The following is a 25,253-nucleotide window of genomic DNA, read 5'->3' on the forward strand; positions in this document are numbered from 1 at the left end:
GGGTTACGCTTGCCCTCCTCCCGCGCATTTCCTAGCCTGCCTGCCGGTGGATGTGCACTGAAGCGAAAGGCTTGATATGGCGCGTGTTGCGATCGTTACCGGCGGAACCAGGGGCATTGGCGAGGCTATCTCGCTGGCGCTCAAGGAACGCGGTCATACCGTTGTTGCAAATTACGCAGGCAATGAGGAGAAGGCGCGGGCCTTCACCGAAAAGACCGGCATCCCCGCTGTCCGGTGGGATGTGGGCGACCATGAAGCCACGCTCAAGGGCGTTGCCGATGTGGTCGAGAAGTTCGGACAGGTCGATATCGTCATCAACAACGCCGGCATCACCCGCGATGGCGTGCTGCACAAGATGACGTTCGACGATTGGAACGATGTCATGCGCATCAACCTCGGCGGCTGTTTCAACATGGCCAAGGCCACCTTCCAGGGCATGCGCGATCGCGGTTGGGGCCGCATCGTCAATATCGGCTCGATCAACGGTCAGGCCGGACAGTACGGGCAGGTCAACTATGCCGCCGCCAAGTCCGGCATCCATGGCTTCACCAAGGCACTGGCGCAGGAAGGCGCCAAGTTCGGCGTCACCGTCAACGCCATCGCGCCGGGCTATATCGATACCGACATGGTGGCCGCAGTGCCGCCCCCGGTGCTGGAAAAGATCGTCGCCAAGATCCCCGTCGGACGCCTTGGCAGCGCTTACGAGATCGCGCGCGGGTGCGCTTTCCTCTGCTCGGAGAATGCCGCGTTCGTCACCGGATCGACCCTGTCGATCAATGGCGGGCAGCACATGTACTAAAATTTCGGATCACCCGCTTTCCTCACGGGAAGCGGGTGATCGCTTTCGTAGCGCGTCAGGCGCGATGCGGTCCCAACAGGATCACCGCCGCGCCGGCAAGACACAAAGCCGCACCGCCCAGATCCCAGCGATCGGGCCTGACGCCCTCCACGGCCCACAGCCACAGAAGCGCGGAGGTGATGTAGATCCCGCCATAGGCCGCATAGGCGCGCCCGGCATTGTCGCTATCGACGAGCGTCAGCAATCCCGCGAAAGTGGCCAGAAGCAGTCCACCGGGGACCAGCCACAGCGTTGACTTGCCCAGTCGCAGCCATGCCCAGAAAGCGTAGCAGCCCCCGATTTCCGCCAGAGCCGCGCCGAAATAGACGATGAAGGACTTCACGCGGGCAGGTTGAAATAGCCCTTGAGCCACGCGACGAGCGCCGCAAGGTCTTCCCCTTCCAGAGCGACCGCATGGCCCAGATCGGGCACTTTGGGCCAGCCGCAATCGACGAATTCGCGCCCCTGCCATTCACGCGTGCCCTCATAGCGGGGGATCACGTGGAAATGGACATGAGGGTCCACCATCATCAACATCAGGTAATTGAGCTTGGCATAGTCGACCGCTCCGGCCAGCGCCGCTTCGATGGCGGCGCTCGCCTGCTTGAGTTCGGCATGGGCCTCGGTGGGAAGATCGCCGAAGGCCGTGGCCTCGTTCTTCGCCGCCAGCACCAGCGAGCCCAGCGTCGGCTGCGCCGGACGCGCAAGCACGACCCAATGGTCGAATTCAGCGACAAGGCTCGCCGGAAAGCCGAATTTTTCCATCGTCGCGTTCATCGCCAATTCTCCTTCGGCAGGTTGCTCAAGCGTCCGCCAGCCAGGACGTGATCTTGCCGCCCTTCGCGCGCACGGTCCACGCTTGCACCAGTCGCACCGCGTGGACGAGGCAGGAAATCGCGGTCCACCAGGCCACGGCGATCAGGCCAAGGTCCGGACGCGAAAACAGCATCGAGACGAACAGGATCACCATGTTCGGATTGCGGCGCGCGGTGATCAGGCGGAACCGGCTATCGAACGGGCGCCACACGTGGATGTGCATCATGCCGTTCTGACGCATGAACACGCCCTCGATCAGGCGCTGCACAAGATAACCGCCCTGAATCACGGCCTGCACCAGCCAGAACGTCGTGCTGTCGTAGCCGAGGCCCCAATAGGCAAGTCCGGTCGCCCAGAACCACCACCAGAAGGGCGGGTGGACGAGATCCATGCCGTGATCGAAGACATTGCCCCAGGCCGACGAAGTGATCGTGCAGCGGGCCAGCTTGCCGTCCACGGTATCGAGCACCATGAACACGAGGCCCAGCGCCATGCCCAGCCAATAGTGGCCAAAGGCGAACAGCACCGTGGCGATCACGCAAAACACCGCGCCGACGGTGGTGACCATGTTCGGCGTGATGTGCAGCTTGGCGCAAATGCGCGTCAGCACCAGCGCCCATTCGGGCCACAGGTACTTGGTAAGCAGGTCGGTGACGCCCTTGTAGGCGCCGAAGTAACTGGCCCGCTCGATCGGCCGCACGCTCTCGCGCGTCAGCGCCATCAGGAACGGGGTTTCGCGCTTGCGGAGCTGCTTGTTCTCGATCGTCGGCCCGCTCTCGTAGGCGACAACATCCATTCCGGACGAATCGGTGAGCGGTGCGCCGGCCTTCATGGCCTGGGCGATTCGCGCCGATTGGGCGGAATCGGCAGCATGGGCGAGCGCGGGAACGCCGCCCAGCGTCAGCACCATGCCCGGCCGCTCTGCAACATGGCGGAACCATGCCGGATCCCATGCAAAAGTCGCGTTCGAGAGGATCGCGGCGCCCGCGCCGGGGGATTCGCCGTTCTCGCAGCCATTCGCCCGCGCAATCCGCGCGGTGCGTTGGGTCATTGTAAGACCCCATAGTTTCATGGGGTTATCGCCAATGGTGACGACGACAGGACGGGATTGGGGGGAGTTTTCCGTATCGGCCATGGCCTTGGCCGTAATCTGTCGGGACCGATTTGGAAATCCGGCAAAGCGACCATCATTTCGGCAGCTTGCGCCGCGTGCATTTTCAGCTTGCAGTAAATGCGCAATTTGTTGCCGGAATTTCAACGCCCGAAAAACCGCCATAGAACTGTAACTTGAATGTGTCAGGGAATGTTTCTTGGTGATTTCCGGGGCGGGTGCCATTACATAGACGCCCGTGTACGGAACGATTTACGAATTCGAAACGCTGCCGACCATCGGTGAGCAGGCCCCTCAAAGGGTCGCGCGTCCGGCGCGCCAAGCGCGTCGGGGCCGTGCGGTTCCGCTCGTCGGCATCATTCGCAATCCGCGCAGCCATCGCAACAAGGGCAATGCGCCCGAGATGGCCGATTGCTCCAACATCCTGACGGAAACGCCGCGCACCCGCACCGATCTCTATCGCGTGCTGGAAGGCTTTGCGCAACGCGGGATCGACTACCTTGTGGTCGACGGCGGCGACGGCACCGTGCGCGATGTGCTGACTTGCGGCGCCGATGTGTTCGGCGATCAGTGGCCGACGTTCATGGTCCTGCCCAAGGGCAAGACCAATGCACTGGCAATCGACCTTGGCCTGCCGACCCACTGGTCGCTGGCCGAAGCGCTCGCGGCGGCGCATCGCGGCAACACGCTGGTGCGCAGCCCGCTGCGCGTCTCTTCGAAGGACGGCAGCGCGGGCTGCATCCAGGGCTTCATCCTGGGCACCGGCGCATTCGCGCTGGCGACTGAGGCCGGCCAGGAAGCACACCGTCGCGGTGCCTTCAACAGCTTCGCCGTGGGCCTGACCGTGCTCTGGGGCATCATCCAGACGCTGTTCGGCCGCGCCGGTAATCCCTGGCGCTCCAGCACGCCGACGCGCCTGATCGACCATCGCAGCGGACGTGACCTGCCGTATGACGGCCGGGGCAATCCCGACGAGCGCTTCATGGCGGTCGCCACCACGTTCGAGAAGTTCCCGCTGGGCGCGAAGCCGTTCGGCCGCAATGTCGCAGCCGGCATGAAGCTGGCGGTGATCGACTGGCCGGTGCGCTGGATCGTCGCGCTGTTGCCGCTGATCATGATGTTCGGCCTTGGCGGCAAGTTCCTCGACCGTCGCGGCGCCCACCGCTTCGCGACCCGGGCGATCGACCTCGACATCGGCGGGTCGTTCATCCTCGATGGCGAGGTTTTCCCGGCCGGCGACTACGTGCTTGAAGAAGGCCCGCAAATCACGTTCGTGGTGCCCTGAACCCGCCAAAGCGCCGGCCTCGATACCGTCCGATCTGCGGTGCTTGATTTCGGGGCAGGCATGCCCGAGAGCATGACGTCATGACTGAAGTCTACGGCCAGCCACTTGAAGCGCGGGTGCGGGCGGCGCTGGACCGCCCCGTGGTGGCGGAAGTGCGCGCCTTTGCCGAGCGGCTCGCGCGCGCCACGCCGGGAACGGCGGCAGTGCTGTTCTACGGATCCAATCTGCGCACCGGCTCACTGGAAGGCGTGCTTGATTTCTACGTGCTGACCGAAGGCCCGCAGGTCGAGAAGATCTGGCCGCGCGTCAGCTATCATGAATGGGAGCGCGAGGGAGTCACCCTGCGCGCCAAATTCGCGACAATGGCGCTGGAGACGTTCCGCGCCGCTGCGGCGGGCGAACTGGTCGATACCACGATCTGGGCCCGCTTCGTCCAGCCGAGCGGCCTTGCCTGGCAGCGTGACGCGGATGCCGCCCTGCGTGTCGCCCAAGCGGTATCGGGCGCGGCGCGCACGGCCAGCCGTCTTGCGGTGGCGCTCGGGCCCGCGAAAGGCACCGCAGAGGATTACTGGCGCGCCTTGTTTCGCGCGACTTACGCGGCCGAATTCCGTGTCGAGAAGGCGGGCCGCGAGGATTCCATCCTCTCGGTGAATCGCGAACATTTCGACGGACTTTTGCCGCTCGCACTGGCGGCGGACGGAATCGCTTTCGCCCGCGAATCCGAGGGTATGATCTGCCCGCAGCTCCCCGAAAACGAGCGGCAGAAGATACTCGGCTGGTGGGCGCATCGCCGCCGGCTCGGCAAGCCGTACAACGTGCTCCGCCTGCTCAAGGCCTCGACCACCTTCGAAGGAGCCGCACGCTATGCCGCCTGGAAAATCGAGCGCCACACCGGGATTCCCGTGCGCCTGACGCCTTGGCGGGAACGTCATCCGGTGCTCGCGGCACCGGGCGTGCTCTGGCAGGTCTGGCGCGCGAAGAAGGCGCGCGAGCGCAGCGCGGCATGACTCCGGAGCATCGTCCCCACGCCGCGCTCGTGCTGGCCGGATCGCGCCCCGGCGCCCCCGATCCCGTCGCCGCAAGCGAGGGCACCAGCCACAAGGCGCTGGTCGAAATCGCCGGCAAGCCGATGCTTGCACATGTGGTGGATGCCCTGAAGGGGAGCCGGGTCGAGCGCATTGCCGTGGTCGCCAACGACCCGGCCGTGGTGGCTCTGGCGCAGCAACTGGGCTGCGAAGTCATTCCCGCCGAAGCGGGGCCCAGCGCCAGCGTTGCCGCCGGTCTGGCCCGGCTTGGCGCGCCGATGCTGGTGACGACATCGGACCATGCCCTTTTGCGCAGCGAGTGGGTCGACAATTTCATTGCCGACACCCCGGAAGACGCCGATGTCGCGGTATTGCTGGCCCGGCGCGAGGCGATCGAGCTGGCCATGCCGGGATCGAAGCGCACCTATCTGCGCTTTGCCGATGGCCACTGGTCCGGCTGCAACCTGTTCCTGCTGAACACCCCCCGGGCTGAAACGGCGATCGACACCTGGAAGCTTGTCGAGGCCGATCGCAAGCGCCCCTGGCGCATTGCCGCGCGGCTCGGGCCCGGCATTCTGATCGGCTATGCGCTGGGCCGCCTGACGCTGGCCTCTGCACTGGCGCGGCTGGGCAGCAAGATCGGCGTGACCGCGCGGCTCGTGGCCGCGCGCGACGGATTGGCGGCGGTCGATGTCGACAAACCGTCGGATCTGGCCGACGCCCGCGCGATCCTTTCAGAGCGACCCGAACGGCACTGAACCATACATGGGCCGGTCCTTAACGGCACCGGCCCGAAAAATCACATGTAGCGCATCTGGATGCGGATCGACTTCACTTCGTTACCCACCGCGACCCCGACCTTCGAGTAGCTCGGCTTGCCGAGATTGAAGATGTTGATCGAGGGGTTGTTCGACATCGCGCCGCCGTCGGTGCCGATGTCGGTCTTGCCATTGCCGTCAACGTCATGGCGGACGGCGATCCCGAACGTCCCGGTTGCCGGGAGCGGCACGCAGAACGTCATCGACCCGGCCCGCGCCGGAGTCTCGATGCGCGAGATCCACCGGCCCGCCTGCAACCAGTCGTCGGGCGTGGCGCGGTAGCTCTGGACCCGGATCGTGCCCGAGGAGGACTTGATGCCGTCCACCGTCACCATCAGCGCCGGCCCGCGGTCGGCCCGGCACTGGCTCAGGTCGTTGCGGATTTCCTCATGGCCGCGCACGGCCGCGCCGGCCGATGCCGCGAGTCCCAGCATGCCCAGCCCCGCCAGAACGGCAACCGTGCGCCGGGCGCCACGCGAATGATGCGAAAGTGTCGTCTTCATCGGTCCTGTGACCTCGTCCATCTAACCCAATCGGCGTTCGCAGACCTTGGAAACCGCCTGCGCGCGCTTTCATTTCAGGGGGGCGAATTGGCAGCAAGGCCGTGAATGCACTCTGAATTGAGAATTCACAATGGGACATCCCCGCGCGACCACGGCATAGGGCGCGCCGCGCCATATCGCGTGTGGAAAAGACCGGGGTGCCGCTTGTCCCCACTACATATGGTGTCTTATTCTTGCACATGAGGAGTATCGAATTTCCATGACCGTCCCCCTGATCTCGCCGTCGATCCTTTCCGCCGACTTTGCCCGCCTGGGCGAGGAAGTGCGCGCGGTCGATGAAGCGGGTGCCGACTGGATCCATGTCGACGTGATGGACGGCCACTTCGTTCCCAACATCACCATCGGCCCCGCCGTGGTGAAGGCGCTGCGCCCGCATTCGGCCAAAGTGTTCGACGTGCACCTGATGATCTCCCCGGTCGATTCCTTCCTTGAGGATTTCGCCGCTGCCGGGGCCGACATCATCACCGTGCACCCCGAAGCCGGCCCGCACGTCCATCGCACCGTCCAGAAGATCAAGTCGCTGGGCAAGAAGGCGGGCATCTCGCTGAACCCGGCCACGCCCGCCAAGATGCTGGACTACCTGATCGACGAGATCGACCTTGTCCTCATCATGAGCGTCAACCCCGGTTTCGGCGGCCAGAGCTTCATCTCCAGCCAGCTTCGCAAGATCGAGGCGGTGCGCAAGATGATCGACAAGTCGGGCCGCGAGATCCTGATCGAGGTCGATGGCGGCGTCGATGCCAAGACCGCGCCGCTCTGCGTTTCCGCCGGTGCCGACGTGCTGGTGGCGGGATCCGCCACATTCCGGGGCGGCCCATCGCAATATGCCGCCAATATCCGGGCACTCAAGGGACTGGACTGAGACTTTGGCCACAACCGCCCATCCGCGCTTCAGAACCGGCTATCCGGTCGCGGATCGGGCGGGCAACCCGGGCCCGCTGACGGCCGCCGAGGAGAGTGCGTTGCACGGTGCATTGGAACAGGGCCTGACCACAGAGCCCGACATCACCGAATTCTCCCCGGAGACGCGGCCGGATCGTCATAACGATCTCTCGCCCGGTCTTTCAGGCGATCCCCAGATCGACGTGCGGATCGAAACCGGCCGCAACCTTGCGCTTGCCGATTTCTCGCCGCCCGCCACCGGCGCGGCGGATCGCTTCATCCGTTTCGCCTATCGCCTGGGCATTCCGGCAACGATGCTGACGTCGCCGCTGGGCCGCAAGCCGCGCACGCGCCTGCTTGCCACCGTCAACAATACCCTGCCCGGCAATGGCGCCGCCGGCACCGCGCTGCGCGCCGGGCACTTCCTTGTCCACGGCGCCAGGACGCCGATCGCGCAAGTCGACTATGCGGGCGCGGCGCGCGTCACGCCGCCGCTCGAACGCGTGGTGCACAGCTTCTCGTGGCTGACCGACCTCGAAGTCTGCGCCCCGCGTGAGCAGTGCATCCCGGTTGCCGAGCGCCTGCTCACCTCCTGGCTTCAGGCCAATCCGGTGCCGCCGTCCAAGCCTGGCAAGGGGCCTGCCTGGTCGGTCGGCCACACCGGCATGCGGCTGATGAACTGGCTGGCCCATGCCCCGCTGATCCTGTCCGGCGACAAGGCGCTGCGCAACCGCACGCTGGCGCATATCGCCGCGACCGCGCGCTGGCTGGACCGCCGCGTCCACAATGCCGAGGACGGGCTGGCCGAAGTGGCCGGATGGTGCGCGATCATCGCCGCCGGCCTGCTGCTGCCCGATGGCCGCCCGCGCCGCCTTTACGGCGAAGCCGGCCTGATCAAGGCGCTGGGCGACCTGATGGGCGACGATGGCGGCCTGCTTTCGCGCAGTCCGCTGGCGCAGATGGAAGCCATCGCGCTGCTCGTCCGCCTGCGCAATTGCTATCAGGCCACCCGCCGCGATGCGCCGCAGACGATCGAGCGCGTGATCGAGATGCTGGTGCCGCCGCTGCTGGCGCTGACTCACAGCGATGGCTCGCTGGGTTCGTGGCAGGGCGCATGGGCCGTCAGCGCCGCCGATCTCGACCAGCTCATCAAGGCCAGCGGCGTGCGCACCCGCCCGCTGCGCGAAGTGCGTCAATGGGGATACCAGCGCGTGGTCGCGCAGAAGTCGATCCTTCAGTTCGACACCGCGCCGCCGCCACTGCCCGCCCATGCGCGTTATGGTTGCGCCTCGACGCTGGCGTTCGAACTGTCGCACGGCAAGCACCGCCTGATCGTCAATTGCGGCGGGGCCGCCAGCGGCGGCGGGCTTGTCCCGGTCCGGCTGGAACAAGCTCTGCGCGCGACGGCCGCCCATTCGACGATGACGCTGGACGATGCCAATTCCACCGCCGTGCTGATCAACGGCGCGATCGGTTCGGGCGTCAGCGAGGTCGATGTCGATCGCAAGACGCTGGCGCAGGAAAACGGCGGCCAGGCCACCCGGCTTGAGGCCAGCCACAACGGCTATGCCGCGCGCCACGGCCTGACTCACCGCCGCATCCTGATCCTGCGCGATGACGGCACCGAGCTGCGCGGCGAAGACCTGCTGCTGCCGTCCGGCCGCAAGGGCAAGCGCGGCAAAGTCGGCTTCGCGATCCGCTTCCACCTTGGCCCCGACGTCGAAGTATCGCCCACCGTGGACGGTCAGGGCGCGGGCCTTGCCCTGCCCGATGGCAGCTATTGGCAGTTCCGCAGCGCCGCCGGCGAAGTGACCTTGGAGGATTCGCTCTGGGTCGACGGACTCGGCCGCCCGCAGGCCACGCAGCAGCTGGTGATTCAGGGCATGGTTTCGCGCGGCGGCGGAAACTTCGGCTGGCTTCTCAAGAAAATGGGGTGATTTGGGCTGAGGTACGCCACCGGTTGTGCCTTACCCGACTTGCAGCCTTGGCCTTGCCGACTTAGGGGGGCCGACTTAGGGGGCCGACGTAACACGGCGCAACTCCCTGCCCGATCCCATTTGCAAGAGGCCCCTCATGACCGACATCGTCCCGATCCGCCGCGCATTGCTTTCGGTTTCCGACAAGACCGGCCTTGCCGATCTGGGCAAGGCGCTGGCCGCGCGCGGTGTCGAGCTGGTCTCCACCGGCGGCACGGCCAAGGCGCTGCGCGACGCCGGTCTTGAGGTGAAGGACATTTCGGACCTCACCAATTTCCCCGAAATGATGGACGGCCGCGTCAAGACGCTGCACCCCAAGGTTCACGGCGGGTTGCTGGCCGTGCGCGACAATCCGGAACACGCCAAGGCCATGGCCGATCACGAGATCGGCGCGATCGACCTCGTCGTCGTCAATCTCTACCCCTTCGAAGCGACCGTCGCCAAGGGCGCCGACCGTGACGAGATCATCGAGAACATCGACATCGGCGGCCCGTCGATGGTGCGTTCGGCCGCGAAGAACCATGCCTTCGTTGCCATCGTCACCGATCCCAAGGACTATGCCGGCCTGCTGACCGAGCTGGAAACCACCGACGGCGGCACCACCCTTTCGTTCCGCAAGCTGCTGGCCGCGCGCGCCTATGCCCAGACCGCCGCTTACGATTCGATGATCAGCCAGTGGTTCGCCTTCGCCGATCAGGGCCTTGAGTTCCCCGAGATGCTCAGCGTCAACGGCCGTCTGGCCACCACGCTGCGCTATGGCGAGAACCCGCACCAGAAGGCCGCGCTCTACACGCCGGTCGGCCCGTTCACCAAGGGCCTCGCCCAGGGCGAGCAGGTGCAGGGCAAGGAACTGTCCTACAACAACTACAACGACGCCGATGCCGCCTTCGAACTCGCTGCCGAGTTCAAGGGTCAGGATCCGGCCGTGGTCATCGTCAAGCACGCCAACCCTTGCGGCGTGGCGCAGGGCTCCAGCCTGCTGGAAGCCTGGCAGGGCGCGCTGGCCTGTGACGACGTTTCGGCCTTCGGCGGCATCGTTGCGGTGAACACCACGCTCGACGGTCCGACCGCCGAAGCGATCTGCCAGATCTTCACCGAAGTCGTCGTCGCCCCCGACGCCGACGAGGAAGCCCGCGCCTTCTTCGCCAAGAAGAAGAACCTGCGCCTGCTGCTGACCGGTGGCCTGCCCGATCCGCGCCGCCCCGGCCTGACCGTGAAGCCGATCACCGGCGGTCTGCTGGTGCAGGGCCGCGACGCCGGCGCCATCGGCGTGGGCGATCTGAAGGTGGTGACCAAGCGCGCGCCGACCGAGCAGGAACTGAAGGACTGCCTGTTCGCCTGGACCGTGGCCCGCCACGTCAAGTCCAACGCGATCGTCTATGCCAAGGACGGCGTTACCGCCGGCATCGGCGCAGGCCAGATGAACCGCCGCGATTCCTCGCGCATCGCCGCGATGAAGGCAGCGGAAGCGGCCGAGAAGTTCGGCTGGGCGCAGGCGCGCACGGTCGGCTCGGCCGTCGCTTCGGACGCGTTCTTCCCCTTCGCCGACGGTCTGCTGGCCGCCGCCGAGGCGGGCGCCACCGCCGTGATCCAGCCGGGCGGCTCGATCCGTGACGACGAAGTGATCGCCGCTGCCGACGAGGCCGGTCTGGCGATGGTCTTCACCGGCATGCGCCACTTCAAGCACTGAGGATACGGGGAGGAAGGCGCTTATGAGGGTAGACTGGCTCGGACCGCTGGTCGCCCTTGCCTTCCTTGTCGGCATGGCCGCATCGGCAGTGCTGGTGCGGCTGGGCCGGATCCGGCACCGCGGTACCATTGCCGGTGCCCTTGCCCTGCCCTTCGGCTGCGCCGTGGTTCCGCTGGCGCTGCTGGTGCTGGCATCGCTTGCCCATGGCGCACTGGGCTCGCTCTTCCCTTAGGCGAATCGGCTGCATTCGCCCATTTGCATGACGGTCGCGCGACTGTTCCCGCCATTCATCGCGTCACATTAACCATTCATCGCATAACCCGGGCGGAATACCCCACGTTCACTGGACGGCAAGGCGAATCGGCTCAAGGGGGCCGCACGCAAATTCGTGAACCACTGGATAGCTGCACCGATCATGGGACTCTTCAAGGCCGACTTCTACCGCTTCTTCGCCCTCGGCTTCGGCGGCGGTGCATTGCTGGTGTTCGGCGTGATGGGCCTTGGCCATCACACGCTGTCCGAAAACATCGTGCCGCCCGCGCACGCCGCATCGGTCCAGCGCTGAGAGACCTTCGGGCCGAGCGTTCGGCCCGACCTTTGGATTGCGCCTGCGCCGCCAAGCCCCCATATGGGGAGCATGGCTAGTGCGCACCATCATCACGAACATTCCGGCAAAGGCTTGATCGAAGCCGCTCGCGCGGCTCTTCTCGAAGCGGGCGAGCAGTGGACCGAAATGCGCGCGGACGTGTTCGGCGCGCTGGTCGAGCGGGAACGCCCCGCCTCCGCCTATGACCTTGCCGAAAGCGTTTCGGCGCTGCGCGGCAAGCGGGTCGCACCCAACAGCGTCTATCGCATCCTCGACCTCTTCGTGCGCACCAACCTCGCGCGCCGCGTCGAAAGCGCGAACGCCTATCTGGCCAACAGCCACCCGGGCTGCCAGCACGACTGCATTTTCCTGATCTGCGACGTCTGCGGCCAGGCCGTGCACATCGATGACGACAAGCTGACCGGCGCGCTGGTCGCAGCGGCCCGGCAGGCCGGTTTCGCCGATGTGCGCCCGGTGGTGGAACTGCGCGGCACTTGCGCCGCCTGTAGCTGATCTAAATAGCCTTGCGCATCCGGGCCAGCGGCACCGGGGCACCGCCGGTGGCATCCTCGATCCGCTCGATCACTTCATAGCCCGCAACGCGGTAGAGGGGCTCGCCCGAGCGCGTGCCCATCAGTTCGCAGGTGGTGAATCCCTCGGCACGGGCGCGTTCCTCGCAGTGCGCCAGCAGCGCCCGGCCGACGCCGCGCCGCGCGAAACCCGGATGAGTGTACATCGCCCGCACCCGCGCCGCCTCGCTGGCGGGATCGAGCAGGCGCGGCTCCCGCAGGCCAGCACTGTGATCGCCGCCGTAGAGCGTCGCGCGGCGGCTCCAGCCGCCGCATCCGGCGATCTCGCCATCGATTTCCGCCACGAAATAAGTCCCGTCCTCGACCAACTGGCGGTCGAGCCCCATCACCGCGCGGCTCGATGCGATCTGTTCGGGATCGAGGAAACCCTGCTGCAATTCGCCGATGGCGGCGTCCATCACGGTGGAAAGCTGCGGAAGATCGTCAACGGTGGCGGGACGGATGGAAAGCGACAAGGATAGCTCCTCGGTTGGGGGGAGCCGGTTCATGTCACGATCGCGCCAGCCGCACCAGCCTGACCGCACGCTCAGAATTGCGTGAGACTGAGCACGTTACCATCGGGATCGGGAAACCAGCAGACCCGCGCACCGCCCGGCGCCTTCCAGATACCGTCGGCATCCTGCCCCAGCCCTTCGTAGACATTGAAAACCACGCCCTTGCCCCGAAGCACGGCAACCGTGGCGCGAATATCGTCCACCGCCCAGCCGAGCACCGTATGCGGCAGCGGCTGGTGGCCGGGAACGGCCGTCAGCCGCATGGTCGTGCCCCCTTCTCCCATCCGGAACGTCACGGCGAAATCGTCCTCCGCCAACACCGGAAGGTCCAGCGTCTCGGCATAGAAAGCCCGCGCACGATCGCGGTCGGCGGTGGCCACGAAAGCGATGGGATTCGATCGGCTCAGCGGATTCGAAGGGAGGTTCATCGGGACCTCCTGCGGGAATCTCTGTATCTTGGACTATTCGCGGCCTATGCGCAGCGGAAAATTCGACACCAGACCAACTCGTGTGTAAACCAAGACCATGACAGCCAATCCGGCAACTCCGCTTCTCGATACCGTCGATACGCCTGACGACCTGCGCAAGCTCAAGCCCGCGCAGCTGCGCCAGTTGGCCGACGAGCTTCGCGCCGAAATGATTTCCGCCGTCGGCCAGACGGGCGGTCATCTCGGCTCCGGCCTTGGCGTGGTCGAACTGACCGTGGCCATCCACTACGTGTTCGACACGCCGGTGGACCGTCTGATCTGGGACGTGGGCCACCAGGCCTATCCGCACAAGATCCTGACAGGCCGCCGCGACCGCATCCGCACGCTGCGCCAGGGTGGCGGCCTTTCGGGCTTCACCAAGCGTTCGGAAAGCGAATACGATCCGTTCGGCACCGCGCACAGCTCCACCTCGATCTCGGCCGCGCTCGGCTTTGCCGTCGCCAACAAGATTCAGGGCAGGCCCGGCCGCGGCATCGCCGTGATCGGCGACGGCGCGATGAGCGCGGGCATGGCCTATGAGGCGATGAACAACGCCGAACAAGCCGGCAATCGTCTGGTCGTGATCCTGAACGACAACGACATGTCGATCGCGCCGCCGGTGGGCGGGCTCTCGGCCTATCTCGCGCGCCTCGTCTCCTCGGGCCGGTTCCTTGGCCTGCGCGAACTGGCGCGCAAGTTCGCCCGCCGCCTGCCGCGCCCGCTGCATCTGGCCGCGAAGAAGACCGATGAATTCGCCCGCGGCATGGCCATGGGCGGCACCCTGTTCGAAGAACTGGGCTTCTATTACGTGGGCCCGATCGACGGCCACGATCTCGACGCGCTGATTCCGGTTCTGGAAAACGTGCGCGACGCGGGCGAAGGCCCGATCCTCGTCCATGTCGTCACGCAGAAGGGCAAGGGCTACGCCCCGGCCGAGGAAGCGGCCGACAAGTATCACGGCGTGCAGAAGTTCAACGTCGTCACCGGCGAACAGGCCAAGTCGCCCGCCGGTCCGCCCAGCTATACCGGCGTCTTCGCCAAGGCGCTGGTCGTCGAGGCCGAACGCGACCCGACGATCTGCGCGATCACCGCCGCCATGCCCTCGGGCACCGGGCTCGACAAGTTCGTGCAGCAGTTCCCGGACCGCAGCTTCGATGTCGGCATTGCCGAACAGCACGCGGTGACCTTCGCCGCCGGGCTGGCCGCCGAAGGCATGCGCCCGTTCTGCGCGATCTATTCGACGTTCCTGCAGCGCGCCTTCGACCAGGTGGTGCACGATGTCGCCATCCAGAACCTGCCGGTGCGCTTCGCGATCGACCGCGCCGGTCTGGTCGGTGCCGACGGCGCCACCCACGCAGGCTCGTTCGACATTACCTATCTGGCGACGCTGCCGAACATGGTGGTCATGGCCGCCGCCGACGAGGCGGAGCTGGTCCACATGACGCACACCGCGGCGCTCCACGATTCCGGCCCGATTGCCTTCCGCTATCCGCGCGGCAACGGCACCGGCGTGGCGCTGCCCGACGTTCCGCAGCAGCTGGAAATCGGCAAGGGCCGGATCGTGCGCGAAGGGTCCAAGGTTGCCCTGCTCTCGCTCGGCACCCGCCTTGGCGAGGCGCTCAAGGCTGCCGACCTGCTGGAGGCCAAGGGGCTTTCCGCCACGGTTGCCGACCTTCGCTTTGCCAAGCCGCTCGACACCGAACTCATCCGCAAGCTGATGCTCAGCCACGAAGTGGTCGTCACGGTGGAGGAAGGTTCCATCGGCGGTCTCGGCGCGCATGTGCTGACCATGGCGAGCGACGAAGGGCTGACCGATGCGGGCCTGAAGATCCGCACCATGCGCCTGCCCGACATTTTCCAGGATCAGGACAAGCCCGAGGCGCAGTATGACGAAGCGGGCCTCAATGCCCCGCAGATCGTCGATACCGTGCTGAAGGCGCTGCGGCACAACAGTGCCGGCGTGAACGAAGCGCGCGCCTGACGGTGGATGCCGTCGCTGCGGACTCCCCGGTAAAGCCGGGCAGCATCAGCGACGCGGTGCGGTTGCGCGCGATCCTTGCCGGATCGGCGGGCAACCTCATCGAATGGTACGATTTTTACATTTACGCCTTCACCGCGCTCTACTTCTCTCCCGCCTTCTTCCCGAAGAGCGACCAGCTGGTTCAGCTGATGGCGACCAGCGCGATCTTCGCTGTCGGTTTCCTGCTGCGCCCCATCGGCGGCTGGTACTTCGGCCGCTATGCCGACCGCCACGGGCGGCAGAGCGCGATGGTGCTCTCGGTCATGATGATGGGCGGCGGCGCGCTGCTGATCGCGGTACTGCCGACATTCGCGCAAGTGGGCATCATCGCGCCGCTGCTGCTGCTGATCGGCCGCATGGTGCAAGGTTTTTCCACCGGCGGACAATACGGCACGGCCGCCACATACCTCAGCGAGATCGCCGGACGGCGGCGGCGCGGCTTCTGGTCCTCGTTCCAATACGTCACCTTGGTCGGCGGGCAGCTCTGCGCGACGCTGGTGATCGTGCTTCTCCAGCAAGTGCTGACCGAGGCCGAATTTGCCGCATGGGGCTGGCGCGTGGGCTTCCTGATCGGCGCGGCGGGAGCGCTCGGCATCGTGCTGTTCCGCCATCACATGCACGAGACCTCCAGCGCCGCGGACCGCGCCGGTGAGGCGGCGGGCAGCCTTACCGAACTGTTCCGCGTGGCGACACGCCCGTTCCTGATCGTCGTTGCGCTGACGGCGGGCGGCAGTCTCTCATTCTACGCATTCACGACCTACATGCAGAAGTACCTCGTGCTCACCGTGGGCCTGAGCAAGGAAGCGGCGACCATGCTGATGCTGGGCGAACTGGCGCTGTTCATGCTGCTTCAGCCGCTGATGGGGCTGCTGTCCGACCGGATCGGGCGCCGCAACAACATCATCCTGTTCGCCGCGCTGGCGACGGTATTCACCGTGCCGATCTTCACCGCGCTGGCCGGAGCCAGAGCAATCGGCCCCGCTTTTGCGCTAGTGCTGGCGGGGCTGGTCATCAACAGCCTCTACACCTCGATCAGCGGCCTGTTCAAAGCCGAGATGTTCCCGACCCATGTGCGCGCGCTGGGCGTTGGCCTTGCCTATGGCGTCGGCAATGCGCTGTTCGGCGGGACCGCCGAAAACGTCGCGCTGGCGTTCAAGGCGGCCGGGCACGAGAGCGGGTTCTACTGGTACGTCTCGGCGCTCTGCGCGGTCTCGCTGGTGGCGGCCTTGCTGCTCAAGGATACCCGCCGCGACAACGTGCTCGACCGGTTAGCCGTGTGAGACGGCTGCTGCTGACGGCGATCGTCGCCATCGGCGGCCTCTACCTCGCCGCCGTGCTGCTGCTGTTTCTGACCCAGCGCTCCATCGTCTATCCGGCCCACCCCCACGCCGCGCCTACCCCCTCCGGTTTCGAGCGAGTCACGCTCCACACCGATGACGGACTGGCGCTCACGGCGGCATGGCGCCCGGCGGCGCCCGGCAAGCGCACCGTGCTGTTCTTTCACGGCAATGGCGACAATCTGCCCGGCGCGGCCAAGGCCACGCAGCAGCTGGCCGACGCCGGATATGGCGTGCTGCTCGCCGATTATCGCGGCTATTCCGGCAATCCCGGCAAACCGACCGAGACCGGCCTGATCCGCGACGGAGAGGCAGCACGCGCGTTTCTGGAAGCGAAAGGCGTGACGGCCCCAAGCCTGATCCTGATGGGCGCCTCGCTGGGCACGGGCGTCGCCACGAGGCTGGCGCACGACCATGCGCCGGCAGCACTGGTTCTCGTCTCGCCCTTCACCAGCTTGCCCGATGTGGCCGCCAGGATGTTCCGATGGCTTCCTGTGCGCCTGCTGCTGCTCGACCGCTTCGAGAGTCTGGACGCCATGCCGGGCGTTGCGGCGCCGGTCCTCGTGCTGCATGCCCGCGACGACCGGTTGATCCCTTTCGCGCAGGGCGAAGCTCTGGCGAAAGCGGCGCGCGACGGCCACTTTGTGGCCTTCAACCGTTTCGGCCACCAACTCCAGTTCGCGCCCGAGGCGCAGGAGGCCATCGTCGCGTGGCTCAAAGAGCGGGGTTTCTAGGCCGCGCGTTGAGCTTCCCGGCGGCGCAATTCCTCGAACGCGGTGCCCGGCCCTTCGGCCAGTCGCGCCGCGATCGCGGCGCAGACCTCGTCCGGGGACTGGACCGAAGTGTCGATGACCAGATCGGACACCGTGTTCCGGTAGACTTCCTCGAAGAACCACGGCCGCAGGCGCGAGAGGCGGTCGACGATCTTGTTCACCGCATCCTCGCCCAGCAGATCGGTGGGCATGCGCTTGGTCATGGCCCGCTCGGCCACGCGGCGTTCGAGCACTTCGAACGGGGGCTTTAGAGTCACCAGCAGCACCGGCAGCCCCTCGGTCCGGCGGACGAGATCTTGCAGGACCGGCGGATCGCTCATCAACAGGTGGTCGAAGATCACGTTGGCACCCTGCCGGGAGGTCGCCGCCATCCATTCATGCATCGCGGAAAAGGCAGCCATCGCCTGCGGGGCGAAGCGCCAGCGCAGCGGGCCCTGCGGATCGGCGGGATCGATCGGCACCGCCTCGATCCCTTCGGCCGCGCGCGGTCCGTGGTGGCCGAACTGCGCGGGCAGTGTCTGGGCCATGAAATGGTCGATGCCGTAGAGCAACCAGTAGTCCTGCCGGCGCTTCTGGAACAGCTCGCAGGCGGTCGACTTGCCCGACCCCGAAGTGCCGTTGACGACGATGATCTGGCCGGGGGTGATAGCGCTCATGCCGGATCTCCCGGTGCGATTTCACCGCGCGCGATGGCGCGGAAGCGGGCGGCGGGGCAGAACTCCTGATTGTCTCCCCACAGTTCCACGCCGTCCCAGTCCCAGCGCGTCAGCGACCAGACGACGGTGTGGTCGGTATAGCCGGTGAAGATCAGGCCCGGGTCGATCTCGGCATGGGCGCGCAGGGTGCGGCCGAGCCCGTCGGTCGCCTCGAACAGCGTGCGCGCGGGGCCGTGTTCGCCCCATTCCAGCACTTCGCGGCGGCCCGAGACAAGGCTGGAGAGCCGGCCGTCCTTCCAGATGAATCCGCCAATGGAGCGGCCTTCGGTCCCCTCCCCCATGGCGATGGCGTGGAAGGCGCGGTCCTCGGCAATACCCCAGAAATAGCCGCCGCATGCCAGCGATTCGTAGTCGCGCTTGCCATAGGAGCAATCGCGCATGGAGAGGCAGTCGACCGCGAATTCCTCGCCACCGCAACGCAAGGTCCCGGTCATCCGGCCCGGCTGTTCGATATGGAATCCAGCCGTCGCGCTCTGGCCCGCATCGCCCGTCTTCAGCTGGTGGACGGGGCCGATCGCGGTCCAGGTGAGGTCGAGGAACAGGCCGTCCTTGTCATAGTCGAGCTTGTACTTCGCGAGTGGCTCGATCATCCGGCAGGACAGCGAGTTGCGCGCCGTCATGTCGAACTTGGCGGCTTCCGAAGGCGCGGCCTGCAAGTGCGCCCAGTCGTAGTGGAGGCAGTTCCACTGGAACCGGCCGCTCGGATCCCACAGCACCGGGCCGCCGTTGAGCATGCCCATGTTCGGCCGGAAATAGTACTGGATGAGGCCATGGATGTGCCGGGAAGGCACCGAGAGCGAAAACCACACGCTCTCGTTCCAGTAGGGGTTGCCGTCGCGCTGTGCGGCGAAGAAATCGGCGAATGCCAGATCGGTTTCCAGGTCCATGATCATGGTGGCTCTCCTTGCCGCCTAGGCAGCAAGGAGCCGGTGTCATGGCAATGACCGCAGCGGCAATGCCGCCTGCCCGAAGGTCTCCTAGTCGAAACCGCGTTGGAGCCAGCCCTGCGCAAGGCCGGCCAGGAAAGCCGATCCGCGCGGCAGCACCGATTCGTCGACCATCATCCGTGTCGAATGGATGCCGCAGCAATGGGCCCAGTCCGCCCCCTCTGGCGCCACGCCGAGGAAGAACATCGCGCCGGGCACTTTCTCCAGCACATAGGCGAAGTCTTCCGCGCCCATGATCGGGTCCGGCAGGCGGCGGAAAGCCTCCTGCCCGAACAGGTCCCGAGCCACGCCTTCCCCGAAAGCGACCGCGCGCGGATCGCAGACGGTTACCGGGAAGCCTTCAAGGATCGTCACTTCGCCGGTCAACCCGTGGGCCCCGGCGATTCCGGCGACCAGTCTCGGCAGTTCGTCCTTCAGGCGCGCGCGGTTCTCGGCCGAGAGCGTGCGCATCGTGCCGGTCAGCTTTGCCGCATCGGGAATCACGTTGTGGGCGCTGCCCGCCTCGATCTTGGCGATGGTGACGACGACCGGGTCGAACACGCTGAAGCGCCGCGCGACCATGGTCTGGATGGCCATGACGATCTCGCAGGCGACCGGCACCGGATCGACCGTGTCATGCGGCATCGAGGCATGACCGCCGCGCCCGGTGACCGTAATGCGCAGTTCGTCCGCCGCCGCCATCAGCGGCCCAGCGCGACCGCCGATGACGCCGTGCGGGGCATTGGGCATGATGTGGAGCGCAAACGCGGCATCGGGCAGCGGCCGGTCGAAGCCTTCGCCCCCCAGCAGTCCGTCATCGAGCATGAAGCGAGCGCCGTGATGGCCCTCCTCGCCCGGCTGGAACATGAAGCGCACTTCGCCCTTCAGCCTGTCCGCCTGACCCGCCAGAATCTCCGCCGCGCCCGCGAGCATGGCGACATGGGTGTCGTGCCCGCAGGCATGCATGACACCGGGAATGGTCGAGGCGAAATCCAGCCCGGTCTCCTCGGGCATCGGCAGGGCATCGGTATCGCCGCGCAGCAATACGCAGCCACCGTCCCCGGCCCCGCCTTTCAAGGTTGCCATCAGCCCGGTGGTCGATGGCCCTTCGCGCCATTCCAGCGGCAGGTGGGCCAGCGCGGCGCGGATCTTGTCGCGCGTTTTCGGATTGTGCAGGCCGATCTCGGGCTCAGCGTGGACCGCGCGTCGCAAGGCGACAATGCGGTCGGAAAGGCGGGCGGCTTCGCGGGTCAGCAGGTCTGTGGACATGCCCCCATGATACCGACCGTCACTCGACTGTCGAGCCGGGTTCGTCCGGTTCCGGCTCGGCGTCGATCACCCGGATCGCGTCGCTCTCGATCAGCGAGAGTGTGCGCCAGGCCATCGCCCCCATCGCCAGATAGGACACGGCGCCGGCCAGCGCGACTGCCCAGGCTGCGCCGCTGGGGCCCATCGGGATGAAATAGAACATGCCCACGGCCAGCGCGACCACCGAGATCAGGCGCGCCACCAGCGAATGCTGCGCGCGCCCGGTCGAGTGGAGCACCGGCTCGAACGCGACACTGGCAAGATCGAAGCAGGCCGCGACCGTGAGCGGCACGAGAATCGCCTCGCCGCTCTCGAACGCATCGCCGCCGATCAGGGCCAGCAGCTCCTTGCCCAGCAGGATCGCCACCGTAACCACGACGATGCCGCCAAGCCCTGCAATCTTGCTGGTCTGGAACGCCAGCTTGCGGAACTCGGCCGCCTGCGAGGTCACGCGCACGCGCGCCACTTCGGCATAGACCGAGCGCGTCAGCAGCGAGGACAGCTTGGTAAGCGCCTGCGAAAGCTGCGAGGCAAGGCGGTAGAGACCCGCCGCCTTGGTGCCGACCCAGGCGCCGACGACCAGCAGCGGGCCGTTCTTCACCGCCGCATCGAGCGTGGAGCCCACGTAGGTCACCATGAAGAAGCGCGTGACGCCGGGATTTTCGGCAATAGCCTGACGCCATTCGAAGAAGTGCTTCAAGCGCACCGCCGTTGGCGCAAGCCGGCGCGCCATGATCCAGTAGAGCGTCGCTTCGATGATATCGATGGCGGCCCAGGCGAACAGGAAGCGGCCCACCGACGGGCCGGTCAGCCAGATCGCCACCGCCGCGACAAGGCGGCCGATCGGCACCACGGCCTCGACATAGACCGCCATGTCGAACCGGTGCAGCGCGCGCACAATGCCGGTGGGCGCCGAAACCAGCGCCCAGAGCGATGCACAGCAAAACCAGAACGCCACGTTCATGTACTGCGGATTGAGTTCCAGCTTATGGGCGAAACCGTAGATCAAGACGGCGGCGATGCCGCAGCCCATGATCGCGCCCACTGCGTCCAGCACGCCGCAGAGCATGCCGAGACGCCCGAACTTGCTCCAGTCCTTGTTGTGCACGTGTTCGCTGCCATAGCGCACGACAACGCGCCAGGTCTGGAACCCGGCGATGGCGACAAGCGCCTGCGCCGTGCCGAAAATCAGCGAAAAGTGGCCGAAGTCCTTGAGCCCCAGCGTGCGCGTGAGGATCGCGAGGTAGCCGATCCCGCAAACCGCGCCCACGCCCTTGCCGCCCAGCAGCCAGGCGGTGTTCTGGAGAATCCGGCCCAGCGGAGACTGGCTCTCTTGACGGTAGCGTTTGGGGGACATCAAATCTGCATGTGAACGAGGGGAGCACGAGTTGCAAGCCAGTCGCGAAATCGCGATTGCCGCAGCGTGAACGGCGCCGCATTTGCAGGCTCCATTGCGGCCTCCTTATCGCGCCGCACCTTTTCCTTTTACGCCGCAATCCCTAGATGCGAACCATCCCCCCCGCGAACATGAATGTGAAACCCATGATCGAACACGCCATTCTTCTCAGCGCCGGCCAGGGCTCACGCCTCCTTCCGCTCACGGCCGAGCGTCCCAAGTGCATGATCGACTTTTCCGGCCGGTCGCTGATCGAATGGCAGATCGAGATGCTGGCGCGCGGCGGCGTCAAACGGATCGACGTGGTCACCGGTTTCATGACCGACATGCTGGAAGAGCACCTCCAGTCGATCAAGGATCCCCGCGTCGACGTGACGGTGCGCTTCAACCCGTTCTTCAAGGTGGCGGACAATCTGGGCTCGTGCTGGATCGTGCGCGAGACGATGCGCGACGATTTCCTGATCCTCAACGGCGACACGCTGGTTTCGGAGGAGATCGTCCACAAGGTGCAGCAGGGCGCGACCGACAAGGACGGCAATCTCTGGCCGATCACCGTCACCGTCGACGTCAAGCAGGACGGCTATGACAGCGACGACATGAAAGTCGAGCGCGCGGCCGATGGCCGTCTGGTCCACATCGGCAAGACGCTGAACGCCGTCCAGTCTAACGCCGAATCGATCGGCTTCCTGGCCTTCCGGGGCGAAGGCGCCGACTTGTTCCGCGAGACCGTGCGACAGGCCATGCGCACGCCCGAAGGCGTGCAGCACTGGTACCTCAAGGTGATCGATTCGATCGCGCCCACCGGCAAAGTCGGCACCAATTCGATCGAGGGCCTGAACTGGGCCGAAGTCGATTTCCTCAACGACATCGAGATCGCCACCAAGCTGACCGATACCTGGGGCTGAGCACGGGTTTCACCGGTCTTATAAAACAAAAAAGGGCGGTCCCGAGGGGCCGCCCTTTGAGTTGGGGGAGAAGCGGTTTCACCGACCGCGAGTGGAGCGCGGTGAGAGACCGGCGGGCATGTCTTCGCAGAGAGGGGCGCGGTTGCCATTGATCCGGCTCAAAACCGGATAGCCGCGCTTAACTTTTCCCGATTCCGGCCGTTCTCCCGCTGATATGGACGCGCACCGCTTCAAGCCCACGCCTACCCCCCGCGAACGCCGCCGCGCGCACCTGGCCCATTTCGTGCTCACCGATGCGACGGGCAGGTCGATCGAGATCATGATCCGCGACATATCCTCGCACGGCCTCAGCGCCGCCGCCGTGGGCGAGCCGCCGGCGCTTAACGAAGCGGTGCGGGCAAGGCTGGACGATGGGCGCGAAGTCTGGGGACTCGTACGCTGGACCGAGGGGAAACTGTTCGGGTTGGAATTCGAGGCAGGAGGGTGAAAAGCGTCACACCGCCGAACTGAACCGCCGCAGAGAATCCTTGCGATAGGGATCGAAGCGCGCGGCAATCGAACGGGCATAGGGCAGGCCGCCCGGCGCGATGACGAGATCCTCGCCGTCCGCCTCGCACAGTCCGGCGGCGAAGTAGGGCTGGAGCAAGGGCCATCCCTCCTCCCGCAAGTCCGCGTCGATCGCGGCGCGGCTCCGGCACAGCAGGTCCTCGATCACTTTTCCGCGCCTGCGATCGTCGGCCGAGCGCACAATGCCGCGCCCGGCGGCGAGTTGTTCCTGCGCAAGCATCGCGCGGTAACGCCCGGTGTTCTTCTCGTTCTGCACGAGCAGCAAAGGAAAACGGCTGATCGCCGAAGCGCCCAGCCCGATCAGAACCGGCGCGTGGTCCTCGGTGAAGCCCTGAAAATTGCGACGCAGCCGCCCCGCCTCCGCCGCTTGCGCAAGGCTGTCCTCCGGTCTGGCGAAGTGGTCGAACCCGATCGGCGCATAGCCTTCCGCCACAAGGAACGCATGACCGAAAGCCGCCATGGCAAAGCGCGCCTCGGCATCGGGCAGCGCGGCGGCGTCGATTTTCCGCTGCCGCGCGATGAGGTGCGGCACGTGGGCATAACCGAACAGCGCGATGCGATCGGCCCCAAGTGCGACCGTCCGCGCCAGCGAATCGCGCAAGTCCTCCAGTGTCTGTTCGGGCAGGCCGTACATGAGGTCGAAGTTGAGCGAGGTCACGCCCGCGCGGCGCAGCCTTTCGGTGGTCTCTGCAATCATCCGCGTCGGCTGAACGCGGCCGATGGCCTTCTGCAACGCGGGCGAGAACGTCTGTACGCCAAGGCTGGCGCGGCTTATGCCGACCGAGGCAATCACCGCCGCCCAGTCGGCGCCGAACGTGCGCGGATCGAGCTCAATCGACATGATCGGGCTGGACGCGGCGAAATGGAGCGTCAGCCTGTCGACAAGCCGCACGAAGTCGACCGGTGAAATGCCGTTCGGGCTGCCGCCGCCGAAAGCAATCCGCGCGATCCGGGTGGTCGAAGGCACGCGCTCGGAAACCAGCACGATCTCGCGGCAGATTGCGTCGAGATAGCCCGCCACGCGATCGGTGCGGTTGGCGACGCTGGTGTTGCAACCGCAGTACCAACAGATCTTCTGGCAAAAGGGGATGTGGACATAGAGCGAAACCTCGCCCCGCGTCTCCTCCAGCGCGGTGACGAAGTCGGGCACGCCCACGTCTTCGCCGAACTCCGCCGCAGTGGGGAAGCTGGTGTAGCGCGGCACGGGGACCGCCAGAAGCTTGGGGTGATAGGTCCACATCGGCCAGAGGATCGCCCGAGATGGGCCGCGCGTCATTGCGCTCGATCAAGCGCGCTCGCGAGCCTCCACCATCCGATTTTCCGCGAAATTGCGCCGCATCAATTCAACCGCGCGCCAGATGATCCACAGCCAAGGCCGTCGCCGCTCAAGAGGGGGGATCGCACCGTGCGGCCCCGGCGGCGACGGAAAGACACAAGACATGCGCAGACTGACCCTGCTTGCGGCGCTCGCGGCCGCCACTGCAATCGCCACGCCGGCACTGGCCGGCAGACCCGACGGCGCGTGGCAGGTCAAGGTGCTCGGCACCGCCGTCCTTCCAGACGGCAAGATCGACAAGATCACCGCAATCGACACGAACACGACCCTCGGCGGCACACTGGCGGCGCTCGATACCGTGGGCACTAAGGCCAATGACAATGTGGTGCCGACCGTCGCGGTGGAATACTTCTTCAACAAGACCTTCTCGGTCGAGACGATCTGCTGCCTCACCCAACACCACGTCAGCGGCACGGACGATCTCGCCGGTGCCGGCCTTGTCGATCACGTGTTGATCCTGCCCGCCACGGTCACGCTGAAAGCCCACCTCGACACGGGCACGCCGATCAAGCCTTATGTCGGTGCCGGCCCCTCGATCTTCTTCGTGATCGACGAAAAGCCGGGCGACACGGCCAGAGCGCTCGGCGTCGACAAAGTCAGGATGTCGAATGCCTTGGGCTTCGCCCTGCAGGGCGGCGTGGACATCGCGCTGAACGATCGAGGGTTGGGCCTTTCGCTGGATGCCAAGAGGTACTGGGTCCGGCCGACCGCCTCGTTCTACGAAGACGGCACCCTTGCGCTCAAGACCCGGCACAATCTCGATCCCTGGGTATTGAGCGCTGGCGTCGCTTATCGCTTCTGAAACGGTACATCCGCCTCAAACGCAAA

27 protein-coding genes are annotated in these 25,253 nt (G+C 66.0%); 16 read left to right on the top strand and 11 right to left on the bottom strand.

Translation table 11 applies throughout. The features are described 5' to 3' along the window. The first annotated feature begins 76 nt into the window (after positions 1–76). A complete protein-coding gene (phbB, locus tag AC1VVK_RS09230; protein ID WP_132389693.1) occupies positions 77–799 on the top strand; it encodes an acetoacetyl-CoA reductase in 723 nt (240 codons plus the stop codon). Between the two features lie 55 nt (positions 800–854). Here phbB and AC1VVK_RS09235 read toward each other — a convergent pair whose 3' ends face one another. Genes AC1VVK_RS09235 through AC1VVK_RS09245 form a run of 3 tightly spaced genes read right to left on the bottom strand, consistent with a single transcriptional unit; the run spans position 855 to position 2,705 of the window. Then, the gene (locus AC1VVK_RS09235; RefSeq protein WP_482902754.1) at positions 855–1,181 is read right to left on the bottom strand and encodes a YnfA family protein; all 327 of its coding nucleotides are present in this window, start codon (positions 1,179–1,181) and stop codon (positions 855–857) included. After that, the gene (locus AC1VVK_RS09240; RefSeq protein WP_482902755.1) at positions 1,178–1,615 is read right to left on the bottom strand and encodes an HIT domain-containing protein; all 438 of its coding nucleotides are present in this window, start codon (positions 1,613–1,615) and stop codon (positions 1,178–1,180) included. The genes AC1VVK_RS09235 and AC1VVK_RS09240 overlap by 4 nt, the downstream gene beginning before the upstream one ends. A gap of 25 nt (positions 1,616–1,640) precedes the next feature. Beyond that, entirely contained in the window at positions 1,641–2,705 is a 1,065-nt protein-coding gene (locus AC1VVK_RS09245; protein ID WP_482902756.1) for a CDP-alcohol phosphatidyltransferase family protein, read from the bottom strand. 298 nt (positions 2,706–3,003) lie between these two features. On the opposite strand from AC1VVK_RS09245, the gene AC1VVK_RS09250 reads away from it, so the two are divergent. The 3 genes from AC1VVK_RS09250 to AC1VVK_RS09260 all read left to right on the top strand — a co-directional run bounded on the left by AC1VVK_RS09250 (position 3,004) and on the right by AC1VVK_RS09260 (position 5,833). Next, positions 3,004–4,050: a diacylglycerol/lipid kinase family protein gene (locus AC1VVK_RS09250; protein ID WP_132389685.1), complete on the top strand. Its 1,047-nt coding sequence runs from the start codon at positions 3,004–3,006 to the stop codon at positions 4,048–4,050. An 80-nt stretch (positions 4,051–4,130) separates the two neighbouring features. Then, positions 4,131–5,057 (top strand): hypothetical protein, encoded by a 927-nt coding sequence (locus AC1VVK_RS09255; protein WP_482902757.1) that lies wholly within the window; start codon positions 4,131–4,133, stop codon positions 5,055–5,057. Beyond that, positions 5,054–5,833 (top strand): nucleotidyltransferase family protein, encoded by a 780-nt coding sequence (locus AC1VVK_RS09260; protein ID WP_482902758.1) that lies wholly within the window; start codon positions 5,054–5,056, stop codon positions 5,831–5,833. The genes AC1VVK_RS09255 and AC1VVK_RS09260 overlap by 4 nt, the downstream gene beginning before the upstream one ends. 41 nt (positions 5,834–5,874) lie before the next feature. Here AC1VVK_RS09260 and AC1VVK_RS09265 read toward each other — a convergent pair whose 3' ends face one another. Continuing rightward, entirely contained in the window at positions 5,875–6,396 is a 522-nt protein-coding gene (locus AC1VVK_RS09265; RefSeq protein ID WP_482902759.1) for a DUF2141 domain-containing protein, read from the bottom strand. A 259-nt stretch (positions 6,397–6,655) separates the two neighbouring features. On the opposite strand from AC1VVK_RS09265, the gene rpe reads away from it, so the two are divergent. The 6 genes from rpe (at position 6,656) to AC1VVK_RS09295 (ending at position 12,103) form a co-directional block, all read left to right on the top strand. After that, on the top strand, positions 6,656–7,318 hold the full coding sequence (gene rpe / locus AC1VVK_RS09270; RefSeq protein ID WP_132389677.1) for a ribulose-phosphate 3-epimerase: 663 nt from the start codon (positions 6,656–6,658) through the stop codon (positions 7,316–7,318). A gap of 4 nt (positions 7,319–7,322) precedes the next feature. Beyond that, positions 7,323–9,275, top strand: coding sequence for a heparinase II/III family protein (locus AC1VVK_RS09275; protein WP_482902760.1), 1,953 nt, complete (start codon positions 7,323–7,325; stop codon positions 9,273–9,275). Between the two features lie 136 nt (positions 9,276–9,411). After that, positions 9,412–11,004, top strand: coding sequence for a bifunctional phosphoribosylaminoimidazolecarboxamide formyltransferase/IMP cyclohydrolase (gene purH, locus AC1VVK_RS09280; protein ID WP_482902761.1), 1,593 nt, complete (start codon positions 9,412–9,414; stop codon positions 11,002–11,004). Between the two features lie 22 nt (positions 11,005–11,026). Next, positions 11,027–11,236: a hypothetical protein gene (locus AC1VVK_RS09285; protein WP_482902762.1), complete on the top strand. Its 210-nt coding sequence runs from the start codon at positions 11,027–11,029 to the stop codon at positions 11,234–11,236. Between the two features lie 183 nt (positions 11,237–11,419). Next, positions 11,420–11,569, top strand: a complete 150-nt coding sequence (locus AC1VVK_RS09290; RefSeq protein WP_482902763.1) for a hypothetical protein — start codon at positions 11,420–11,422, stop codon at positions 11,567–11,569. Between the two features lie 63 nt (positions 11,570–11,632). Then, entirely contained in the window at positions 11,633–12,103 is a 471-nt protein-coding gene (locus AC1VVK_RS09295; RefSeq protein WP_482902764.1) for a Fur family transcriptional regulator, read from the top strand. Position 12,104: 1 nt separating this feature from the next. Here AC1VVK_RS09295 and AC1VVK_RS09300 read toward each other — a convergent pair whose 3' ends face one another. Both AC1VVK_RS09300 and AC1VVK_RS09305 read right to left on the bottom strand, forming a co-directional pair. Beyond that, positions 12,105–12,668 carry a GNAT family N-acetyltransferase gene (locus AC1VVK_RS09300; protein WP_482902765.1) on the bottom strand — a complete coding sequence of 188 codons (564 nt, stop codon included), beginning with the start codon at positions 12,666–12,668 and terminating at the stop codon, positions 12,105–12,107. A 38-nt stretch (positions 12,669–12,706) separates the two neighbouring features. Beyond that, positions 12,707–13,102 carry a VOC family protein gene (locus tag AC1VVK_RS09305; RefSeq protein WP_482902766.1) on the bottom strand — a complete coding sequence of 132 codons (396 nt, stop codon included), beginning with the start codon at positions 13,100–13,102 and terminating at the stop codon, positions 12,707–12,709. 97 nt (positions 13,103–13,199) lie between these two features. Between AC1VVK_RS09305 and dxs the strand changes: the two genes are divergently transcribed. The 3 genes from dxs to AC1VVK_RS09320 are packed head-to-tail and all read left to right on the top strand — an operon-like array spanning position 13,200 to position 17,232. Beyond that, a complete protein-coding gene (dxs, locus tag AC1VVK_RS09310; protein WP_482902767.1) occupies positions 13,200–15,122 on the top strand; it encodes a 1-deoxy-D-xylulose-5-phosphate synthase in 1,923 nt (640 codons plus the stop codon). Beyond that, positions 15,119–16,441 (top strand): MFS transporter, encoded by a 1,323-nt coding sequence (locus tag AC1VVK_RS09315; protein WP_482905144.1) that lies wholly within the window; start codon positions 15,119–15,121, stop codon positions 16,439–16,441. Before dxs ends, AC1VVK_RS09315 begins: the two co-directional genes overlap by 4 nt. Next, complete coding sequence (locus AC1VVK_RS09320; protein WP_482902768.1) at positions 16,438–17,232, top strand: alpha/beta hydrolase; 795 nt, start codon at positions 16,438–16,440, stop codon at positions 17,230–17,232. Before AC1VVK_RS09315 ends, AC1VVK_RS09320 begins: the two co-directional genes overlap by 4 nt. Here the strand turns inward: AC1VVK_RS09320 and AC1VVK_RS09325 are convergent. The 4 genes from AC1VVK_RS09325 to AC1VVK_RS09340 all read right to left on the bottom strand — a co-directional run bounded on the left by AC1VVK_RS09325 (position 17,229) and on the right by AC1VVK_RS09340 (position 21,578). Then, positions 17,229–17,927, bottom strand: coding sequence for a phosphotransferase-like protein (locus tag AC1VVK_RS09325; protein WP_482902769.1), 699 nt, complete (start codon positions 17,925–17,927; stop codon positions 17,229–17,231). The genes AC1VVK_RS09320 and AC1VVK_RS09325 overlap by 4 nt on opposite strands. Then, positions 17,924–18,880: a hypothetical protein gene (locus AC1VVK_RS09330; protein ID WP_482902770.1), complete on the bottom strand. Its 957-nt coding sequence runs from the start codon at positions 18,878–18,880 to the stop codon at positions 17,924–17,926. The genes AC1VVK_RS09325 and AC1VVK_RS09330 overlap by 4 nt, the downstream gene beginning before the upstream one ends. A gap of 84 nt (positions 18,881–18,964) precedes the next feature. After that, positions 18,965–20,182, bottom strand: coding sequence for a M20 metallopeptidase family protein (locus AC1VVK_RS09335; RefSeq protein ID WP_482902771.1), 1,218 nt, complete (start codon positions 20,180–20,182; stop codon positions 18,965–18,967). A 19-nt stretch (positions 20,183–20,201) separates the two neighbouring features. Further along, positions 20,202–21,578, bottom strand: a complete 1,377-nt coding sequence (locus AC1VVK_RS09340; protein WP_482902772.1) for a lipopolysaccharide biosynthesis protein — start codon at positions 21,576–21,578, stop codon at positions 20,202–20,204. A 185-nt stretch (positions 21,579–21,763) separates the two neighbouring features. On the opposite strand from AC1VVK_RS09340, the gene AC1VVK_RS09345 reads away from it, so the two are divergent. Together AC1VVK_RS09345 and AC1VVK_RS09350 are read left to right on the top strand one after the other, a co-directional pair. Continuing rightward, positions 21,764–22,522 (top strand): phosphocholine cytidylyltransferase family protein, encoded by a 759-nt coding sequence (locus AC1VVK_RS09345; protein WP_482902773.1) that lies wholly within the window; start codon positions 21,764–21,766, stop codon positions 22,520–22,522. Positions 22,523–22,736: 214 nt separating this feature from the next. Next, positions 22,737–23,009: a histidine kinase gene (locus AC1VVK_RS09350; RefSeq protein ID WP_482902774.1), complete on the top strand. Its 273-nt coding sequence runs from the start codon at positions 22,737–22,739 to the stop codon at positions 23,007–23,009. A gap of 6 nt (positions 23,010–23,015) precedes the next feature. Here the strand turns inward: AC1VVK_RS09350 and hemN are convergent, their stop codons facing one another. After that, entirely contained in the window at positions 23,016–24,329 is a 1,314-nt protein-coding gene (gene hemN / locus AC1VVK_RS09355; protein ID WP_482905145.1) for an oxygen-independent coproporphyrinogen III oxidase, read from the bottom strand. 199 nt (positions 24,330–24,528) lie between these two features. On the opposite strand from hemN, the gene AC1VVK_RS09360 reads away from it, so the two are divergent. Then, entirely contained in the window at positions 24,529–25,227 is a 699-nt protein-coding gene (locus AC1VVK_RS09360) for an OmpW/AlkL family protein (protein WP_482902775.1), read from the top strand. Positions 25,228–25,253: the final 26 nt, after the last annotated feature.

The organism is Novosphingobium sp. BL-S-32 (genome assembly GCF_056857055.1).

What these genes read in the sequence shown, in the direction of transcription:
- phbB (WP_132389693.1), top strand. Translation starts at nt 77, where the DNA reads ATGGCGCGTGTTGCGATCGTTACCGGCGGAACCAGGGGCATTGGCGAG.
- AC1VVK_RS09240 (WP_482902755.1), bottom strand. Translation starts at nt 1,615, where the DNA reads ATGAACGCGACGATGGAAAAATTCGGCTTTCCGGCGAGCCTTGTCGCT.
- AC1VVK_RS09245 (WP_482902756.1), bottom strand. Translation starts at nt 2,705, where the DNA reads ATGACCCAACGCACCGCGCGGATTGCGCGGGCGAATGGCTGCGAGAAC.
- AC1VVK_RS09255 (WP_482902757.1), top strand. Translation starts at nt 4,131, where the DNA reads ATGACTGAAGTCTACGGCCAGCCACTTGAAGCGCGGGTGCGGGCGGCG.
- AC1VVK_RS09260 (WP_482902758.1), top strand. Translation starts at nt 5,054, where the DNA reads ATGACTCCGGAGCATCGTCCCCACGCCGCGCTCGTGCTGGCCGGATCG.
- AC1VVK_RS09265 (WP_482902759.1), bottom strand. Translation starts at nt 6,396, where the DNA reads ATGAAGACGACACTTTCGCATCATTCGCGTGGCGCCCGGCGCACGGTT.
- rpe (WP_132389677.1), top strand. Translation starts at nt 6,656, where the DNA reads ATGACCGTCCCCCTGATCTCGCCGTCGATCCTTTCCGCCGACTTTGCC.
- purH (WP_482902761.1), top strand. Translation starts at nt 9,412, where the DNA reads ATGACCGACATCGTCCCGATCCGCCGCGCATTGCTTTCGGTTTCCGAC.
- AC1VVK_RS09285 (WP_482902762.1), top strand. Translation starts at nt 11,027, where the DNA reads ATGAGGGTAGACTGGCTCGGACCGCTGGTCGCCCTTGCCTTCCTTGTC.
- AC1VVK_RS09290 (WP_482902763.1), top strand. Translation starts at nt 11,420, where the DNA reads ATGGGACTCTTCAAGGCCGACTTCTACCGCTTCTTCGCCCTCGGCTTC.
- AC1VVK_RS09295 (WP_482902764.1), top strand. Translation starts at nt 11,633, where the DNA reads ATGGGGAGCATGGCTAGTGCGCACCATCATCACGAACATTCCGGCAAA.
- AC1VVK_RS09300 (WP_482902765.1), bottom strand. Translation starts at nt 12,668, where the DNA reads ATGAACCGGCTCCCCCCAACCGAGGAGCTATCCTTGTCGCTTTCCATC.
- AC1VVK_RS09305 (WP_482902766.1), bottom strand. Translation starts at nt 13,102, where the DNA reads ATGAACCTCCCTTCGAATCCGCTGAGCCGATCGAATCCCATCGCTTTC.
- dxs (WP_482902767.1), top strand. Translation starts at nt 13,200, where the DNA reads ATGACAGCCAATCCGGCAACTCCGCTTCTCGATACCGTCGATACGCCT.
- AC1VVK_RS09325 (WP_482902769.1), bottom strand. Translation starts at nt 17,927, where the DNA reads ATGAGCGCTATCACCCCCGGCCAGATCATCGTCGTCAACGGCACTTCG.
- AC1VVK_RS09330 (WP_482902770.1), bottom strand. Translation starts at nt 18,880, where the DNA reads ATGATCATGGACCTGGAAACCGATCTGGCATTCGCCGATTTCTTCGCC.
- AC1VVK_RS09335 (WP_482902771.1), bottom strand. Translation starts at nt 20,182, where the DNA reads ATGTCCACAGACCTGCTGACCCGCGAAGCCGCCCGCCTTTCCGACCGC.
- AC1VVK_RS09340 (WP_482902772.1), bottom strand. Translation starts at nt 21,578, where the DNA reads ATGTCCCCCAAACGCTACCGTCAAGAGAGCCAGTCTCCGCTGGGCCGG.
- AC1VVK_RS09345 (WP_482902773.1), top strand. Translation starts at nt 21,764, where the DNA reads ATGATCGAACACGCCATTCTTCTCAGCGCCGGCCAGGGCTCACGCCTC.
- AC1VVK_RS09350 (WP_482902774.1), top strand. Translation starts at nt 22,737, where the DNA reads ATGGACGCGCACCGCTTCAAGCCCACGCCTACCCCCCGCGAACGCCGC.
- hemN (WP_482905145.1), bottom strand. Translation starts at nt 24,329, where the DNA reads ATGTGGACCTATCACCCCAAGCTTCTGGCGGTCCCCGTGCCGCGCTAC.
- AC1VVK_RS09360 (WP_482902775.1), top strand. Translation starts at nt 24,529, where the DNA reads ATGCGCAGACTGACCCTGCTTGCGGCGCTCGCGGCCGCCACTGCAATC.